This window comes from Capnocytophaga sp. oral taxon 335 str. F0486, from assembly GCF_000277665.1.
Lineage (GTDB): Bacteria > Bacteroidota > Bacteroidia > Flavobacteriales > Flavobacteriaceae > Capnocytophaga > Capnocytophaga ochracea.
In genome coordinates this window covers 18,983-35,646 of the sequence record NZ_AKFR01000032.1, presented here as the reverse complement: position 1 = coordinate 35,646, position 16,664 = coordinate 18,983, and the positions used below count along the sequence as shown (strand labels likewise).

Annotated in this window: 14 protein-coding genes; 8 read left to right on the top strand and 6 right to left on the bottom strand. The window is 43.0% G+C overall.

Translation table 11 applies throughout. The annotated features are described in order from the left end of the window. The first annotated feature begins 120 nt into the window (after positions 1-120). From HMPREF1320_RS07820 to HMPREF1320_RS07790, 7 genes are all read left to right on the top strand, one after another. Positions 121-2,307: a glycoside hydrolase family 97 protein gene (locus HMPREF1320_RS07820; protein ID WP_009418196.1), complete on the top strand. Its 2,187-nt coding sequence runs from the start codon at positions 121-123 to the stop codon at positions 2,305-2,307. A 283-nt stretch (positions 2,308-2,590) separates the two neighbouring features. Then, complete coding sequence (locus tag HMPREF1320_RS07815) at positions 2,591-4,207, top strand: DUF6377 domain-containing protein (protein ID WP_034554393.1); 1,617 nt, start codon at positions 2,591-2,593, stop codon at positions 4,205-4,207. Between the two features lie 71 nt (positions 4,208-4,278). After that, positions 4,279-4,518, top strand: a complete 240-nt coding sequence (locus HMPREF1320_RS07810; RefSeq protein ID WP_009418182.1) for a hypothetical protein — start codon at positions 4,279-4,281, stop codon at positions 4,516-4,518. Then, the gene (locus tag HMPREF1320_RS07805; protein ID WP_009418167.1) at positions 4,508-4,885 is read left to right on the top strand and encodes a hypothetical protein; all 378 of its coding nucleotides are present in this window, start codon (positions 4,508-4,510) and stop codon (positions 4,883-4,885) included. The genes HMPREF1320_RS07810 and HMPREF1320_RS07805 overlap by 11 nt, the downstream gene beginning before the upstream one ends. Positions 4,886-5,015: 130 nt before the next feature. After that, on the top strand, positions 5,016-6,041 hold the full coding sequence (gene galE / locus HMPREF1320_RS07800; protein WP_009418161.1) for a UDP-glucose 4-epimerase GalE: 1,026 nt from the start codon (positions 5,016-5,018) through the stop codon (positions 6,039-6,041). Positions 6,042-6,727: 686 nt separating this feature from the next. Beyond that, positions 6,728-7,474 carry an MgtC/SapB family protein gene (locus HMPREF1320_RS07795; RefSeq protein WP_009418211.1) on the top strand — a complete coding sequence of 249 codons (747 nt, stop codon included), beginning with the start codon at positions 6,728-6,730 and terminating at the stop codon, positions 7,472-7,474. A 12-nt stretch (positions 7,475-7,486) separates the two neighbouring features. Next, the gene (locus HMPREF1320_RS07790; protein WP_009418223.1) at positions 7,487-8,539 is read left to right on the top strand and encodes an NAD(P)/FAD-dependent oxidoreductase; all 1,053 of its coding nucleotides are present in this window, start codon (positions 7,487-7,489) and stop codon (positions 8,537-8,539) included. Between the two features lie 59 nt (positions 8,540-8,598). On the opposite strand, the gene purD is transcribed toward HMPREF1320_RS07790, so the two are convergent. The 6 genes from purD to HMPREF1320_RS07760 all read right to left on the bottom strand — a co-directional run bounded on the left by purD (position 8,599) and on the right by HMPREF1320_RS07760 (position 14,795). Next, positions 8,599-9,870, bottom strand: a complete 1,272-nt coding sequence (gene purD / locus HMPREF1320_RS07785) for a phosphoribosylamine--glycine ligase (protein ID WP_009418189.1) — start codon at positions 9,868-9,870, stop codon at positions 8,599-8,601. A gap of 56 nt (positions 9,871-9,926) precedes the next feature. Next, a complete protein-coding gene (nadE, locus tag HMPREF1320_RS07780) occupies positions 9,927-10,697 on the bottom strand; it encodes an NAD(+) synthase (protein WP_009418214.1) in 771 nt (256 codons plus the stop codon). 75 nt (positions 10,698-10,772) lie between these two features. Next, complete coding sequence (gene radC / locus HMPREF1320_RS07775) at positions 10,773-11,450, bottom strand: RadC family protein (RefSeq protein ID WP_009418205.1); 678 nt, start codon at positions 11,448-11,450, stop codon at positions 10,773-10,775. An 86-nt stretch (positions 11,451-11,536) separates the two neighbouring features. Further along, a complete protein-coding gene (locus tag HMPREF1320_RS07770; RefSeq protein WP_009418166.1) occupies positions 11,537-12,514 on the bottom strand; it encodes a bile acid:sodium symporter family protein in 978 nt (325 codons plus the stop codon). Between the two features lie 267 nt (positions 12,515-12,781). Beyond that, positions 12,782-13,954 (bottom strand): dicarboxylate/amino acid:cation symporter, encoded by a 1,173-nt coding sequence (locus tag HMPREF1320_RS07765; RefSeq protein ID WP_009418217.1) that lies wholly within the window; start codon positions 13,952-13,954, stop codon positions 12,782-12,784. A 103-nt stretch (positions 13,955-14,057) separates the two neighbouring features. Then, entirely contained in the window at positions 14,058-14,795 is a 738-nt protein-coding gene (locus HMPREF1320_RS07760) for a Fic family protein (RefSeq protein WP_034554390.1), read from the bottom strand. A 315-nt stretch (positions 14,796-15,110) separates the two neighbouring features. Here HMPREF1320_RS07760 and atpD point away from each other — a divergent pair, with 315 nt between their 5' ends. Next, entirely contained in the window at positions 15,111-16,625 is a 1,515-nt protein-coding gene (atpD, locus tag HMPREF1320_RS07755; protein WP_002674457.1) for a F0F1 ATP synthase subunit beta, read from the top strand. Positions 16,626-16,664: the final 39 nt, after the last annotated feature.

The window sequence follows — 16,664 nt, the reverse complement described above, 5'->3', positions numbered from 1 at the left end:
CAAGGGGAGGGGCTTGTAGGACAGCACTTTAACTAACAAAATGAATTTTAATAAAAACACCCTTTCTGCATCTTGCCTCCCTCTCTTTCGGAGAGGGGGAACGGGGGTGAGGATTTTAATATGAGATTTCTTACTTTCATAACAATAACTATCCTCTCCTGTGCTACTGCTGTAGCGCAGGAGTTATTTTCGCCTAACAAAGCGCTGAAACTCTCTTTTTCGCTCAGCGCGGAAGGTACTCCTGTCTATTCGCTTTTTTACAAGGGAAAAGAAGTAGTTAAACCGAGTAGATTAGGTATTGAACTATTTAGCTCCAATGAAGTGAAATTTGGCGCTGAAATCACCAAAAAAGAGGGGGTAAACACCTCTCTCTACCATAATTTTGAAGTGGTAAATACCCAAAATACAACCGTTGATGAAACTTGGCAACCCGTATGGGGCGAAAGCCAAAACATTCGCAACCACTACAACGAGCTATTGGTGAGCCTCAAACAGAAGGACACGCACCGAGAAATGAACCTGCGTTTTAGATTGTTTGACGACGGATTGGGCTTCCGCTATGAGTTCCCCGAACAAAAACAAATGCCTTACTTTGTGATAAAAGAAGAACGCACCGAGTTTGCAATGACGGGTGATCACCAAGCGTGGTGGATACCAGGGGATTATGATACCCAAGAGTACGACTACCAGCAATCGCGCCTCTCCGAAATACGCGCTATCAACCAAAAAAGGCGTCAGGCGAATTTAGCACAAACAGGATTTTCGGATACAGGTGTACAAACTGCTTTAATGCTCAAAACTGACGATGGGCTCTACATCAACCTGCACGAAGCTGCTTTAGTAAACTACGGGGCGATGCACCTCAACCTCAACGATAAGACCTTCGTGTTCCAATCGTGGATTACCCCCGATGCCAACGGCGCCAAAGGTTATATGCAAACCCCTGCCCAAACGCCTTGGCGTACGGTAATTGTAAGCGATGATGCCCGCGACATTTTGGCTTCGGATATCACCCTCAACCTCAACGAACCTTGTGCTTTGGCTGATACTTCGTGGATTCACCCGATGAAGTACGTAGGGGTATGGTGGGAAATGATTACCGGTATGAAAGAATGGTCGTATACTTACGATGTACCCAGTGTGCATATCGGTAAAACCGATTACACTACCCTCAAACCCCACGGCAAGCACGGGGCTACTACCGAAAATGTGAAGAAATATATTGACTTTGCTGCCGAAAACGGTTTTGATGGCGTACTGGTAGAAGGTTGGAACATCGGGTGGGAAGATTGGTTTGGACACTCTAAAGATTTGGTATTCGACTTCCAAACACCTTACCCCGATTTTGATATTGAAGCTATTCACCAATACGCCAAAAGCAAGGGAATTAAGATGATTATGCACCACGAAACCTCCTCGTCTATCCGCAACTACGAGCGTTTTATGGACAAAGCCTATCAGCTGATGAACCAATACGAATACCCTGCCGTAAAAAGCGGTTATGTGGGCAATATCATTCCGCGAGGCGAAAACCATTACAGTCAGTGGGTGAATAATCACTACCTTTATGCTATTAAAAAAGCCGCCGACTACCGCATTATGGTGAATGCGCACGAGGCAGTGCGCCCTACGGGTTTGTGTCGCACCTATCCTAACCTCATAGGCAACGAGTCGGCACGCGGAGGTGAGTACCAAGCCTTTGGCGGCAGCAAGCCTAATCACGTGTGTGTGTTGCCCTTCACCCGACTCATTGGCGGACCAATGGACTATACCCCTGGGGTGTTTGAAATGGACATCAGCAAGAACAACCCCAACAATCATTCACACTGCAATGCCACTTTGGCAAACCAATTGGCATTGTACGTAACGATGAGCAGTCCGCTGCAAATGGCATCCGACCTTCCTGAGAACTACCGCCGTTTTCCCGATGCTTTTCAGTTTATCAAAGAGGTTGCTCTCGATTGGAGCGAAAGTCACTATTTAGAAGCCGAACCAGGGGCTTATATCACTGTGGCACGCAAAGCCAAAGGCACTCGCAATTGGTTTATAGGCAATACTGCCAGCAAGGATTTTACCTCCAAGATTCATTTCAGTTTCTTAGAGCCCAAAACTACTTATGTAGCTACTATCTACGCCGATGCCAAAGATGCTAACTACAAAACCAATCCGCAAGCCTATACCATTCAAAAAGTATTGGTAACCAACAAGAGCAAACTCACTTTGCACTCAGTAGCAGGCGGAGGTTATGCTATTAGCTTGTACCCCCTCACCGATAAGGCACAAGCCAAAGGATTAAAAAAACGATAGCAATTACAGTAATATAATAGTGAAATAGAAATCTGTCCGAAAAGTTTTGTTTTGTGAGGGCGATTTGCAAATCGCCCCTACAATGTAACTAAAAGCAATTGATTATCATAATCAACTTTGCCAAAGGTGTGAGCCACACAGGCAAAAACTTTGACAAAGTATAGCGATGCAAATGTGATTTTGAGACTTTTCGGACAATCTATTTATTTTTTGTAACCACCAAAACAAATTTGCTAATTTGCTAATTTTTCTTACTTTTGCCTCTGAAAATTAATGTTTGAAAATGAAGTACAAAAGCCTTATCATAACCCTCCTACTACTCCCCTACTGTGCTTTGGCTCAAATGGGGCAAAATCAAAAGCTCATTCACAACCTCACTGCACTTATCAAACAGAAAGATAACTACACCCAGCAAAAAGAACGCAAAATAAAGGAAGCTATCGACTTGTTACGAGTGCCCAAAGCCTCTGCTGAACAACGCTATGCTATCAATCAACGCCTCTTCGACGAGTTTAAAACTTATATATCCGACTCGGCAGTGTACTACGTGAAAGAGAATATCCGCATCGCTGAAGAACTTCAAAAACCCGACCTCCAAAACGATTCCCGCCTTTCTCTTGCCTCTCTCTACATCATTTCGGGCAACTACTTAGATGCTGCCGACCTGCTCAGGGCTATTGATAAAGAACAACTGCAAGAACCTCAGCTCATTCAGTACTACAACTGCTACCTCAACCTCTACAACAACTACGCTTTCAACAACCCCGATGCCAAAACCTATATCGCTAAAAGCAATGCTTACCGCGACCTCCTCCTCAATTTAGTCGATAAGAAATCCACTCACTATATCCTCCTCTATGCTGGTGTGCTTACCGATGCCGGCAGGTATGACGAAGCCGAAAAACTCCTACTCGACCGCTTCGCCCTAATGCACACCGATGAACACGAAAAAGCCGTATTAGGCTATGTGCTCGGCACGCTCTACAAAAAGAAAAAGAATGTCCCTAAACAAATAGAATACTTTGCTATTTCGGCGAGTTGCGACATCAAAGATGCTATTAAAGAAAACGCCTCGATGCTTGAACTTGCTTCAGCGCTCTTTCAATTAGGCGAAGTAGAGAACGCTTACACTTGTATCAAATCGGCGATGGAAGACGCTACTTTTTGCAACGCTCAACTGCGTTCCGATGAGGTGATGAAGATTTTCCCCATCATCGAAAAAGCCTATCAGGAACGCATTCACAGTCAGAATGCCAAATTGCGCAACGCCTTGTTATTAGTAGGATTGTTTGCCGTTTTCCTCATTATTGCCGTAGTATTGGTTACCCGCCAAATGAAGCGCATCGCCAAAATACGCAAGGAACTCTACCACAAAAACCAAGATTTAGAACAACTCAACGAACACCTGCGAGAGGTAGTAACCCAACTGAACGAAAGCAACGAAGTGAAAGAAGCCTATATAGGCGAGTTTTTCAACTTGTGCTCGGTGTACATCAGCAAATTAGAAAAATATCAAAAAATGCTTACCAAAAAAGCAAAAGACCGCAATTGGGACGAACTCAACAAAGTACTCCGCTCTACCGAGATGATAGAGCAAGAGCTGAAAGAGTTCTACAAGCTGTTCGACGATATTTTCTTGCATCTATTTCCCCACTTTATCACCGAGTTTAACGCTCTATTAGCCGAAGACGAGCGTTTTGCCCCTAAACCTCACGAAATGACCCCCGAGTTGCGCATCTTTGCCCTTATCCGCTTAGGCATCACCGATAGCTCTAAAATAGCCACTTTCTTGCACTATTCCACCAATACGATTTACAACTATCGCACCCGCGTGCGCAATAAAGCTATCGTACCGAGAGAAACTTTTGAAGAAAAAGTAATGAAAATAGGCAAGAAATAACACAAAAAGTAAGCTACTTTATTGCTAATCATTTCTTTTTTTGTACCTTTGTGGCGATAAAATAAAAACAAATGACTTACACAATCACCATAGACAATAGTCCGCAAGCTTTATCATTTATAGAATTCGTTAAGAATCTTGATTTTGTGTCGATTACTAAAACTAAAGAAAATAGTACAAAATCAAATGTTGTACTTAATGAACAAAAAGAACTCAAAAAACGTTTTTTTAAAGCGTTAAAAGAGGCTGACGACATACGTGCTGGCAAAAAAGAAGCTATTGATTTAGACGAATTGCTCAATGAACTATAAATTTAAAGCAACTCCCAATTTTGCTAAAGAATTAAAAACTTTAGCTAAAAAGTACAAGAGCCTCAAACAAGACATTGAGGAACTAAAAAAAGAATATGAAGAAAATCCACTTTTAGGCAATAGTTTAGGAGGTGGATATAGGAAGATACGTCTTAAAATATCTTCTAAAAAACAAGGCAAAAGAGGAGGAGCAAGAGTGATTACTCACGAAGTAATTCTCAATATAGCAACAGATGAAGAAACCACGTCTGTCCTTTTAATTTCTATTTATGACAAATCAGATTTTTCAACTATTGATATTACCCCTTTTAAAGATTTTGTAAAAGAATATCGAGAACAAGAAGAGGAAAACCTTAAAAATAAATGATGAAAATATACATCTTAGATGAAATAGAAGATAAGTACATCGGTAAGATAGGTACCAAAGAACGTGATAAGGTTGAGAAAAAAGTGCAATAAGTAATAAAGAAATACAACCAAAAGAAATTAATAAACAAATGAAAAAAATAGTAGTAACAGGCGGGTTGGGCTTTATTGGCTCTCATACCGTTGTAGAATTACAAAACGCAGGCTTTGATGTGGTTATCATTGATAACCTTTCCAATGCCCAAGAAAATGTAAAAGACCACATTGCTAAAATTACAGGTAAAATGCCCGTATTCGAGAAATTCGACTTGCGTGATAAAGCCGATGTACAAGATTTCTTCAAGCGTCATCGCGATGTGCAAGGGGTGATTCACTTTGCTGCCTCTAAAGCGGTAGGTGAGAGCGTGGAGAAACCACTTTTGTATTACGAAAATAACCTTACCAGCCTTGTATACCTCTTGCAAGAACTGAGCAAGTTGCCCAAAGCACACTTCATTTTCAGTTCGTCTTGCACCGTATACGGTCAGGCAGATGAGTTGCCTATCACTGAGAATGCTCCTGTGAAGAAAGCCGAATCACCTTATGGTAATACCAAACAAATCAGTGAGGAGATTATCAGCGATACTTGCAAGGTTACTCCTTCGCTCAATGCAATTGCTTTGCGCTACTTTAACCCTATTGGGGCACACCCTTCGGCTGAAATAGGCGAACTGCCCTTAGGCGTACCTCAGAACTTAGTGCCTTATATCACCCAAACGGCAATAGGTTTGCGCGAGAAACTCTCGGTTTTCGGTGGCGACTACCCTACCCCCGATGGCACTTGCATTCGCGATTATATTCACGTAGTAGATTTGGCGAAAGCTCACGTGATTGCGCTTCAACGCCTATTAGAAAGCAAGAATACTGAAAACTATGAGGTCTTCAATATAGGAACAGGTAAAGGTAGTACTATTTTGGAAGTTATTCAAAGCTTTGAACGGGTATCGGGCAAGAAATTGAACTACCAAATTGTAGGTAGACGAGCTGGTGATATCACCGCTGCTTATGCTAACACTGATAAGGCTAATAACGTACTCGGTTGGAAAGCCCAAAGCTCTTTGGACGATGCGATGCGCTCGGCTTGGCAATGGGAACAGAAAGTACGAGGTCGGTCGTAGCACGACAGGCGGGGAAATTAGCAAATTAGCAGATTAGAAAATTAGAAAATGGGTAGTAATAAAAATGGTTTTGACAGGTTTAGCTTGTTGGACAAATCGGACAGGTTAGGGGTTTCGGAAGGAAACGGAGATTTTCAAAAGGAGGCTGGGAGAGAATTTGATGAAAAAAGGGTGTAAGATGGGTGGGGTTAGCTTATAGAGAGCTTATAGGAAGCTTATACGAATCTTGGACGATTGTTATAGAAAGGGTATATAAGTAGTTGATTCATACTGTGATACGACAAGGCTAAAAATGGTAAAAAGAGGGTTTCGAGGCGAAAGAAAGAGAAAAGGCACTAGGCCTCAGGCCATAGGCACTAGGAGGGAGTGTGACGAAAAATCAAAAGAAACCTCCCCCTTGCCCCCTCAGAGAGGGGGAATGTAGCGACGAAAAGGGGAAAGAAAAATTAGAGAATTAGCAAATTTGAAAATTAGTAAATGGGGAGGTGTGAGGCCTTATACCATAGGTACTAGGAGATAACGTCTTACTATTCACTTACTTGGCTATCGTGAACAACCTTTTAAAGAGGGAATGTGGTGAAGGGTAGATGATAAAAAAGTTAATAACAATTTTTGGATTAAGAAAGGGAAGGGACTGACTGAGGAAACTCAGATAGTCCCTTTACCGCTCATTATATGATTAGATTATGAACGAGCTTTTAAACGATTTTTCTAATACACACTTCGTAGGAGAACTCTCCCTTGGGGTGGTGTGCTTCCGCTTGCTTTTAGCAATAGTCTTTGGCGGATTGGTAGGCTTTGAACGAGAACGCAAGCACAAGCCCGCTGGTTTTCGCACATATATACTCGTGTGCTTTGGCTCTGCGGTAGTTTCGATGATTCAAGACCAATTACGCGTTAGTCTTATTGACTTTAACGCACATTTTCCTGAACTGGCTGCTCTTTTCAAAAGCGATTTAGGGCGTTTGGGTGCGCAGGTGATTAGCGGGATAGGCTTTTTAGGAGCTGGTAGCATTATTAAAGAACGCGGAGAAAGTATTGCGGGAATGACTACCGCAGCGGGTATCTGGGCTACGGGTTGCGTAGGCTTGGGTATTGGCTGGGGTTTTTACAATATCGCTGTTGTGGCTATTGCTTTTATGCTTATTATTATGATATTCCTCAAAAGAGTGGAATCACAGCTCATTAAGAGAAATTTTGTAGGAGTTTTTCAGGTTACTTATGAGGAAGAAGAACTAAATGTGGCTGAAACTATAGAAATCTGCTCGGCTATTTTCCGACGCAAGTTAATGAGCATAACAAAAGTAGAAAAAGACACCGAAAATCACACGCTTACCTTTACGATTGCTACCGCTGATGTTTTGAGTATAGGCAGTGTGGTGAGTTTACTTTCGGCTAAAGAAGGGATTGCGGCAGTTTCGCAAATACAGTAAGAGCACATCGGTATGTATGATTTTATTATTATAGGCGGAGGCTTAGCAGGTGTTACTTTCGCTAACTTTTTGGAAAAACACGGCAAGAGCTTTTGTTTGATAGCCGACCGCTCGCAAGTAGCTAGTTTGATTGCGGGAGGAGTGTATAATCCGGTAGTTTTAAAGCGATTTACTCCCATATGGCGAGCCGAAGAGGTAATGAGTATTATTGAGCCGTTTTATGCCGAAATAGAGGCTAAAACGGGTGTTTCTTTTCATATATCAATGCCTGTGCTCCGAAAGTTCGCTTCGGTAGAAGAACAAAACAACTGGTTCACTGCTGCTGACCAGCCCTTGCTTTCGGGTTACCTCAGCACTGCATTAGTACCCGAAACCAATCCCGCAGTACCAGCTCCTTTTCTTTTTGGAGAAGTAATGCGTACGGGGAGAGTGGAAGTGAAGAAGTACTTATCGGAATGCCTTAGACGTTGGCAGGAAGAAGGAGTTTATCACGCTAAGACTTTCGATTATGAAGCACTTGAGATTTGCGATACACACGTGGTATATCGGGGAGTGGAAGCCCACAATATAGTGTTTTGTGAGGGCTGTGGCATTAGTAAAAATCCTTATTTCTGCTCTTTGCCAATGCGCCCTTGTAAAGGTGAGACCCTTACCTTTTACGCTCCCGATTTACAGTTGCACACTATCCTAAAAAGTGATGGTAGTATCATTCCGTTAGGGGGAGATACTTATATTATGGGAGCAACTTATGACCCCGAAGACCTTACAGATACGATTACAGAGGGAGCTCGCACAGAACTATTAGAGAAACTGCACAAGATGGTGCGTTGTTCTTTTGAAATTATCTCACACCAAGCGGCTTTGCGCCCGACGGTAGCTGATAGGAGACCTTTAATAGGAAGCCACCCGTTGTATCCTCATCTTTGGGTGCTGAACGGTTTAGGGACAAGGGGAGTACTCAATGCACCCTTCTGTGCTAAGACACTTTATGAAGCGGTGTACGAAGAGAAAGAGATTCCTAAAGAGATGAACATAGCGCGTTTCGCTAAACGACTTAGAAGATAAAAATAGGGAAGAGTTGCAGAACACAACTCTTCCCTATTTTTTCTTAATACTTAACTCATTTAAAGGTCTTTCCCAATGTCTTTTCGCCAGTAAGCACCTTCAAACTGTATCTTACTGATATTGTCGTAGGAGCGTTGTAAGGCTTCTTTGAAATCATCGCCAAGCGAAGTAATGGCGAGTACGCGACCGCCAGCGGTGAGGAGTTTACCTTCCTTCAAAGCAGTGCCTGCGTGATATACAGTGCTACCAACAGCTTTTTCTATGCCTATAATCTCTTTTCCTTTCTGGTAATCCTCAGGATATCCACCCGATACCATTACCACCGTAGTAGCGCTCTGTGGGGTTACTTTCAGCTCTTGTGAAGGCAAAGTGCCGTTGTAAAGAGATTGGAAAAGCGGAATAAGGTCGCTTTCTATACGGGGGAGAACAGCTTCGGTTTCGGGGTCTCCCATACGCACATTGTATTCTATCACGTAAGGCTCACCGTCTACTTTTATGAGTCCGATGAACACAAAGCCTTTATATACAATGCCCTCCTTGTGCAATCCTGCAATAGTAGGCTTTACGATGCGCTCTTCTATCTTCTGCATAAAGGCTGCATCGGCAAAAGGTACTGGCGAAACAGCCCCCATACCACCAGTATTGAGTCCTGTATCACCTTCGCCTATGCGCTTATAGTCTTTGGCGGTAGGCAATATTTTGTAGTTTTGTCCATCGGTGAGGACAAAGCAACTGAGCTCAATGCCTTCGAGGAATTCTTCAATCACCACCTTAGTACTTGCTTTCCCAAATTTTTCGTTGATGAGCATACGGCGCAATTCGGCTTGGGCTTCTGTTAAGTTATCTAAGATAACAACTCCTTTACCGGCAGCCAAACCATCGGCTTTCAGTACATAAGGGGCTTTCATCGTGCTGAGGAAAGCACAACCTTCTTCCACTGTATCCTTAGTAAAGCTCGCATATTTAGCTGTGGGAATATGGTGACGTACCATAAACTCTTTGGCGAACTCTTTACTTCCTTCGAGGGTAGCGCCTTGCTGTGAGGGGCCTATCACTTGCACGTGAGCAAGGGCAGGGTCGGCAGTAAAGAAATCGTACACTCCTTGCACTAAGGGGTCTTCCGGGCCTACCACTACCATTGCAATCTGTCTTTCGAGTACAAAGGCTTTCAGTGCTGGGAAGTCGGTAGGGCTGATAGCCACATTGGTAGCTACGGTGTGAGTACCCCCATTACCAGGGGCAATATACAAGGTGTCGCATAGCGGACTTTGGTGTAGTTTTACGGCAAAAGCGTGTTCACGACCGCCAGAGCCTAAGATAAGTATATTCATTTTTTTAATTTGCTGCGAGCCACACAGGCATATAATCTATCAATTTGCTAATTTTCTCATTTGCTAATCTTACAATACGGTATGGGTTGCATTTTGTGTTGGTTAGCACGGTTGAGGCGGGTATATATCTCGAATACTTCACGCTCTCTACCTCTAAATTCCTCAGCTTTTTTGCCTTGCTCAGTTTGGAGCATTGCCCATTCCAGCTCATCGTAAGTAGCTTTCAGTTGGTCTTCATCGCTACGGTCGTCGCCAAAAAGCCCGTCGGAAGGTTTTGCTTTGAGAATGCTTTTTGGGATATGCAGATACTCACCAAGTTTGTACACTTCACTCTTCATCAGGTCGGCTATGGGGCTTATATCTACCCCTCCATCGCCGTATTTGGTAAAGAACCCTACTCCGAAATCTTCAATCTTATTGCCCGTGCCTACTACTATATAGCCTTCGAGTCCTGCAAAATAGTAAAGGGTCGTCATTCGCAGACGTGCACGAGTGTTGGCAAGTGCCATTTCGTAAGTAGATTTATCAGTAGAGGGTATTTGTGTCACAAATTGGTCGAATACAGGAGTGAGGTCTACCTTCAGATTGTTCACATTAGGATAATGTGCTTTGAGAAACTCTATATGCTCCTCAGCGCGGCTCACGTGGCTTTCAGCTTGGTGAATAGGCATTTCGAGGCAGAGAGTAGGTAAGCCTGTACGCGCACAAAGGGTAGAGACGACTGCCGAGTCTACCCCGCCCGATACGCCTATCACTAACCCCTTTACACGAGCGTTCTGGGCGTAGGTCTTTATCCAATTAATTATTTGAGAAGCTATATTTTCCATTATATTGAAGTGTTTAACTCTTATGGCGACAAAAATACTACATTATTACTAAATCAGCAAATTTATCATTCACCATTAGAAAAGCCTTTCGTCTAAAAAACTCAAATACTCTTTCTCGGTAACGATTACGTGGTCTAAGAGTTTGATGTCTAACATTTCTCCTGCTGTTTTTACTCTCTGGGTGAGTTCGATATCTTCTTTGCTGGGAGTGGTGCTACCCGAAGGGTGGTTGTGTACTAATATCAACGCAATAGCTCCTTGCTCCAACGCTGTTTTGAAGAGCAGTCGCATATCTACGGTAGTATGGGTAATCCCTCCTGAAAAAAGTCGTGCTTTGTGTATCACACGATTGGTGCTATTGAGGTAGAGTACCCAAAATTCCTCGTGGGGCAACTCGCCTATGAGAGGTTGCATTAGGGCAAAAACGTTATGAGCTACCTCTATTTTAGGCTGTGGTTCGGGAGTTTCGGCAGCGCGTCGCCTGCCCATTTCGGTAGCGGCGAGAATCGTAATTGCTTTTGCCTGTCCAATACCTTTGAAGGTTTGTAGTTGTTGCAAACTCTGTTTGCCCAAAGTCGCCAAGCTATTATTCACCGAAGCCAAAATGCGCCTACTCAGCTCCACAGCACTCTCGTCCGCTGACCCCGAGCCTAATAGTATCGCCAAAAGCTCGGCATTACTAAGGGCTGTTTTACCCTGCGAAATCATCTTCTCACGCGGTTTATCGGTATCCGCCCAGTTTTTGATAGTCATAATTTTAGTTATTAGCCGTTATTGTTTGCAACGTGTTTCCTTTTACTCACATACCCAGTTGTGAGCTCTCACTGGCTTTACCTTAATTATCTATTACCTATCCTATTCGCCAGCCAGCTCACATAAAACAGCTGAAAGCTGTGATAAAGCATTATCGGCAAGAGGAACATCACTTTGTTATCGTCGGGAATACCCAATACCATCATAAATAAACTCCCGTGTACTAACGATTTCTTCGAGCCACAAAAAGTAGTAGTAATTGTATCTTCGCGGTTAAAGTGCAAACGGTGCGACGCCCATTGCAAGAGATAGTATACAATGAAAAACATTCCCACCACTGCTACTGCGATAATCGCAAAAGTAATCGGTGGGACACTGCCAAATATACGGTTTACAAAAGCCGTCGAAAAGCTCTCGTAGACAATCAGCAGGATAATAAGCCTATCAAACTTGCCTATCAGTTTGCCGTAACGCTCTATAAACTTCTTGCACAGCGGATTAAGCAAGAGCCCTAATACTATCGGCAACAGCACTTTTAATAATAATTGCTGTATAATTGCTACTTGGTCTACTGCCCCTCCACTATTGTTTTCCATAAAAGGGTGCATTAGCATAGGGGTAGCAAAGATTCCTATGAGCCCCGAGATAGAAGCGTTAAAAATCGCTGAGGGCACGTTCCCTTTTGCGATAGACACCATCACTACCGATGACGATACGGTAGACGGCAAGCAAGCCAAAAAGTATATCGAAAGCCACAACACGTAGAATTCTGTGCCCTGTGCTATCTTGTAAAAAGGCATTACCAAGAGCGGAAACAGCACAAAGGTAGCTATTTGTACCAGCAAGTGTAGCTTCCAGTTCTTAACGTCGTTCAGCACTTCTCGCAAGTTCAGTTTGAGTCCGTAGAGCAGGAAGATAATCACAATCCCCCAATCGATAAAGGTTCCTAAATTAAAGTAAGCGTTATAGCTTTCTCGATAAGGAATAAGGTAGCCCATAAGCACCATTAGTACCAAGAGCCACAAAAACGCGTTTTTAACAAAAAATTTGTGTAGGTTTGTCATTTGCTTTCGTTTTAACTATTGTTTTAGTTCCCGTAAAAAACTGATATTTAAATATTTATATACCTTTTCTATACTTATCTTCCAAGATTCGTATAAGCTTCCTATAAGCTTTCTATAAGCTAAGACCACCTTTCCTGTACCCTTCCAAGTGTTCTGAACCTTTTCGTTTCTTTTCGTCTCCATCTACCAATCTGTTAATTTCCTAATTCTCTAATTTGCTAATTTTCTAATTCTCTAATTTGCTAATTTTCTAATTCTCTCATTTTCTCATTTGCTAATTTTTTCATTCTTCCCGCATTTATCAACTATCAAAGCTACTGCACCGTCACCCGTTACATTACAAGCCGTGCCAAAGCTATCCATCGCTATATAAAGTGCAATCATTAGTCCTTGTTGCGCCTCATTAAAACCAAGAATACTGTTCAGCACCCCCAAAGCAGCCATAATAGCCCCTCCCGGTACCCCAGGAGCAGCAATCATCACCACTCCCAGCATCATTATAAAACCAGCAAACAGCGAAAAGTCATAAGGCATTCCTTGAAGCATCATCAGGGCAAGCGCACAAGCCGTAATCTTCATCGTACTGCCCGAAAGGTGAATCGTAGCACAAAGCGGAATCACAAATCCCGCTATCCGTTGCGAAATGCCTAATTTCAGTGCCTGCCTCAACGTTACAGGAATAGTAGCAGCCGACGATTGTGTACCCAAAGCCGTCGCATAAGCCGGTAGCATCGTAGCCAGTGCCTTAAACGGATTCTTCCCTGCAATACTTCCCGCAATCAGGTATTGGATAATGAGCAAAGCAATGTGCATCACAAAAAGAACCAAAATCAGTTTAAAGAACACCTTCATTATTGCCATTACCTGTCCGTTGAAGGTAATTTCAGCAAAAATACACATAATATAAATAGGCAATATCGGTATAATAGCCCTAACGATAAGCCATTTCACAATGTCGCCAAACTCTTTAATCACCTCTGTAAGTTTCGATTCTTCTCTAAACGACAACCCAATCCCGATGATAAAAGAAAACAGCAAAGCACTCATCACATCGGCCAAAGGAGGCATCTCAATGGTAAAATAAGGAGGCAAACTCTTTCCTTTATCTACAATGGCACCCAATTGTTCCCCCTGCAATAGCGAAGGAAAAAGAGATTCGCCCACCAAGTAAGTAGAAAAACCCGAGAAAAGCGTAAAAGCATACGCAATTCCTATGGTAATAAGCAGTAACCTACCTGCATTTTTACCCAAATCACTAATCGAAGGCATAATGAGCCCCATCAAAATCAGCGGTATTGCAAACTTTAAAAAGTTGCTAAACAATACCTGAAAAGTAATAAGAATGCGGTACAACCATTCAGGCGCATAATAGCCCAACGCTATCCCAAACAGGATACCACAAACTACCTTAAACAAAAGATTATTAAAAATATTTTTCATTTTCTAGATATTGAAATTATGCTTAAAATAAATCTACTACTAACTGCCCGTGCGGCTCACACTGCCCGTGCGGCTCGCACTGCTTGTCGTGCTACGACTCGTGCTACAACTTCTGCAAATACTCCCATTTCTTTTGTAGAAAATAATCGGCATATTCACTGTAATCACTCGTTTCATAAAAAGAAAGCAAAGCCTTGCGGTAGGTATTGATATCCTCTAAGCGAGTCGTGTGAATCGGTACGATATCGTTATTCATTAGCACAATACTCTCAACCAAGCGCGAAGTGCGCTTATTGCCGTCAATAAAAGGTTGCAAGCGCGCAATATTGCAATGCAAAAAAACCGCTTTCTCTAAAGGATTTTCTATTTCAGCCTGTTCCTCCATTATCTGGTCTAAGGCTTTTTCAATAAGGTGCTCCCCAGTAGGAGGTGTATAATCCGTTCCAGTAATCCGCACAGCGCGTTTGCGGATAATACCCCTCTCGCGGTTATCTATCAAATCAGCAATCAAGCGAGAGTGTAGCTCAAAAAGCAATCGTTTGTTAATCTCTTCGGTATTCCCTTTTTTGATATACTCTACTTCCGAAATAAAAGTGTTGTAAAGGTTTTTGAGCATTTTAGCCTCTTCATAGCGCCGGGGTGAAGTAATACCATCTTTCAAGAGCGTTTCCGTCTCCACAAAAGTATAAGTATTGCCTTCTATCTTCCCAGAGTAAAACGACCATATCACCGCCAAGTCTTGTATTTCCGAAGAATACAACTCACTTAGGGGTGAAAAATGGTTATGCTCCAAAATACGAGCTGCCAACGCTTGCTGTTCTGTTGTAAAGATGTGTTTCATTAAACTTTTAGGTTTTACGTGGCAAATATACAATATTTTCACCTTCCTTTGCTAAAACAAGTTCTGAAATTCAATAAGAAAAAGAAAATCCAAACCTTATATCTGTTGATAATCAACATTATAAAAACCTACAATAAAATATTTTTATAAAAAAGAATTACAAAGATTTGTCCCTTTTTAAAAAAGTCCCTACATTTGCACAATATTTAGGTTTCTGCTCATAGGTCTCATATTTCAGACCTCAGCTTCTGAAACCATAACACCTACAACCTATGGCTTAATGCCTGTGGTCTAAACAACTAAAAATAAAAAAGAATGTTACAAAAAGGAAAAGTAGCACAAGTAATTGGACCTGTGGTCGATGTAGAGTTCGCTTCTGATAATGAACTCCCACGCATTTATGATTCCTTAGAAATCACAAGACCCGACGGTACCAAACTCATATTAGAAGTACAATCGCATATAGGCGAAGACGTGGTGCGCGCCATCTCTATGGACTCCACCGAAGGGCTTAGCCGCGACACCGAAGTGATTGCCACAGGCAGTCCTATCAAAATGCCCGTAGGACACGATATCTACGGTCGCCTCTTCAACGTAATTGGTGACGGCGTGGACGGACTCGGCAACCTGCCCAAAGACGGCGACAACGGCTTGCCTATTCACCGCGAAGCTCCCAAGTTCGAAGAACTCTCCACCACTACCGAAGTACTCTTCACTGGTATTAAAGTCATCGACCTTATCGAACCTTATGCCAAAGGAGGTAAAATCGGTCTCTTTGGCGGTGCAGGTGTAGGTAAAACGGTGCTCATTCAAGAATTGATTAATAACATCGCCAAAGGACACGGCGGTCTATCAGTATTCGCTGGGGTAGGCGAACGTACCCGTGAAGGAAACGACCTGCTACGCGAGATGCTCGAATCGGGCATTATCAAATATGGCGAAGGCTTTATGGAATCAATGGAAAAAGGCGGTTGGGATTTGAGTAAAGTAGACCGCAAGGCACTTAAAGAATCAAAAGCTACCTTCGTATTTGGGCAAATGAACGAACCTCCTGGAGCACGTGCGCGTGTAGCCCTCTCAGGACTTACCATTGCCGAGTACTTCCGCGATGGTGCAGGCGAAGGTCACGGTAAAGACGTGCTTTTCTTCGTCGATAATATCTTCCGTTTCACCCAAGCAGGTTCTGAGGTATCCGCTCTTTTAGGACGTATGCCATCAGCGGTGGGTTACCAACCTACGTTGGCTACCGAAATGGGTGCGATGCAAGAGCGCATCACCTCTACCAAGCACGGTTCTATCACCTCAGTACAAGCGGTATATGTACCTGCCGACGACCTTACTGACCCTGCTCCGGCAACTACCTTTGCCCACCTCGATGCGACCACCGTATTATCGCGTAAAATCGCCGAGCTCGGTATCTACCCTGCGGTAGACCCTCTCGATTCTACTTCGCGTATCCTTACCCCCGAAATTTTAGGTAAAGAGCACTACGAATGTGCACAACGCGTAAAAGAGCTCTTACAACGTTACAAACAATTGCAAGACATTATCGCTATCCTCGGTATGGAAGAACTTTCAGAAGACGATAAAGTAGCCGTTGCTCGTGCTCGTCGCGTACAGCGTTTCTTGTCACAGCCTTTCCACGTAGCCGAGCAGTTTACCGGATTACCAGGAGCTTATGTAGATATCAAAGATACTATCAAAGGCTTTAATATGATTCTCGACGGCGAACTCGACCACCTTCCAGAAGCTGCCTTCAACCTTAAAGGCACTATTGAAGAAGTAATCGAAGCAGGTGAAAAAATGCTTGCCGAAGCACAAGCTAGTTAATAAGAAAATTAGCTAATGTTAAATAACAACAAAAAAGCC

What these genes read in the sequence shown, in the direction of transcription:
- HMPREF1320_RS07820 (WP_009418196.1), top strand. Translation starts at nt 121, where the DNA reads ATGAGATTTCTTACTTTCATAACAATAACTATCCTCTCCTGTGCTACT.
- HMPREF1320_RS07815 (WP_034554393.1), top strand. Translation starts at nt 2,591, where the DNA reads ATGAAGTACAAAAGCCTTATCATAACCCTCCTACTACTCCCCTACTGT.
- HMPREF1320_RS07810 (WP_009418182.1), top strand. Translation starts at nt 4,279, where the DNA reads ATGACTTACACAATCACCATAGACAATAGTCCGCAAGCTTTATCATTT.
- HMPREF1320_RS07805 (WP_009418167.1), top strand. Translation starts at nt 4,508, where the DNA reads ATGAACTATAAATTTAAAGCAACTCCCAATTTTGCTAAAGAATTAAAA.
- galE (WP_009418161.1), top strand. Translation starts at nt 5,016, where the DNA reads ATGAAAAAAATAGTAGTAACAGGCGGGTTGGGCTTTATTGGCTCTCAT.
- HMPREF1320_RS07795 (WP_009418211.1), top strand. Translation starts at nt 6,728, where the DNA reads ATGAACGAGCTTTTAAACGATTTTTCTAATACACACTTCGTAGGAGAA.
- HMPREF1320_RS07790 (WP_009418223.1), top strand. Translation starts at nt 7,487, where the DNA reads ATGTATGATTTTATTATTATAGGCGGAGGCTTAGCAGGTGTTACTTTC.
- purD (WP_009418189.1), bottom strand. Translation starts at nt 9,870, where the DNA reads ATGAATATACTTATCTTAGGCTCTGGCGGTCGTGAACACGCTTTTGCC.
- nadE (WP_009418214.1), bottom strand. Translation starts at nt 10,697, where the DNA reads ATGGAAAATATAGCTTCTCAAATAATTAATTGGATAAAGACCTACGCC.
- radC (WP_009418205.1), bottom strand. Translation starts at nt 11,450, where the DNA reads ATGACTATCAAAAACTGGGCGGATACCGATAAACCGCGTGAGAAGATG.
- HMPREF1320_RS07770 (WP_009418166.1), bottom strand. Translation starts at nt 12,514, where the DNA reads ATGACAAACCTACACAAATTTTTTGTTAAAAACGCGTTTTTGTGGCTC.
- HMPREF1320_RS07765 (WP_009418217.1), bottom strand. Translation starts at nt 13,954, where the DNA reads ATGAAAAATATTTTTAATAATCTTTTGTTTAAGGTAGTTTGTGGTATC.
- HMPREF1320_RS07760 (WP_034554390.1), bottom strand. Translation starts at nt 14,795, where the DNA reads ATGAAACACATCTTTACAACAGAACAGCAAGCGTTGGCAGCTCGTATT.
- atpD (WP_002674457.1), top strand. Translation starts at nt 15,111, where the DNA reads ATGTTACAAAAAGGAAAAGTAGCACAAGTAATTGGACCTGTGGTCGAT.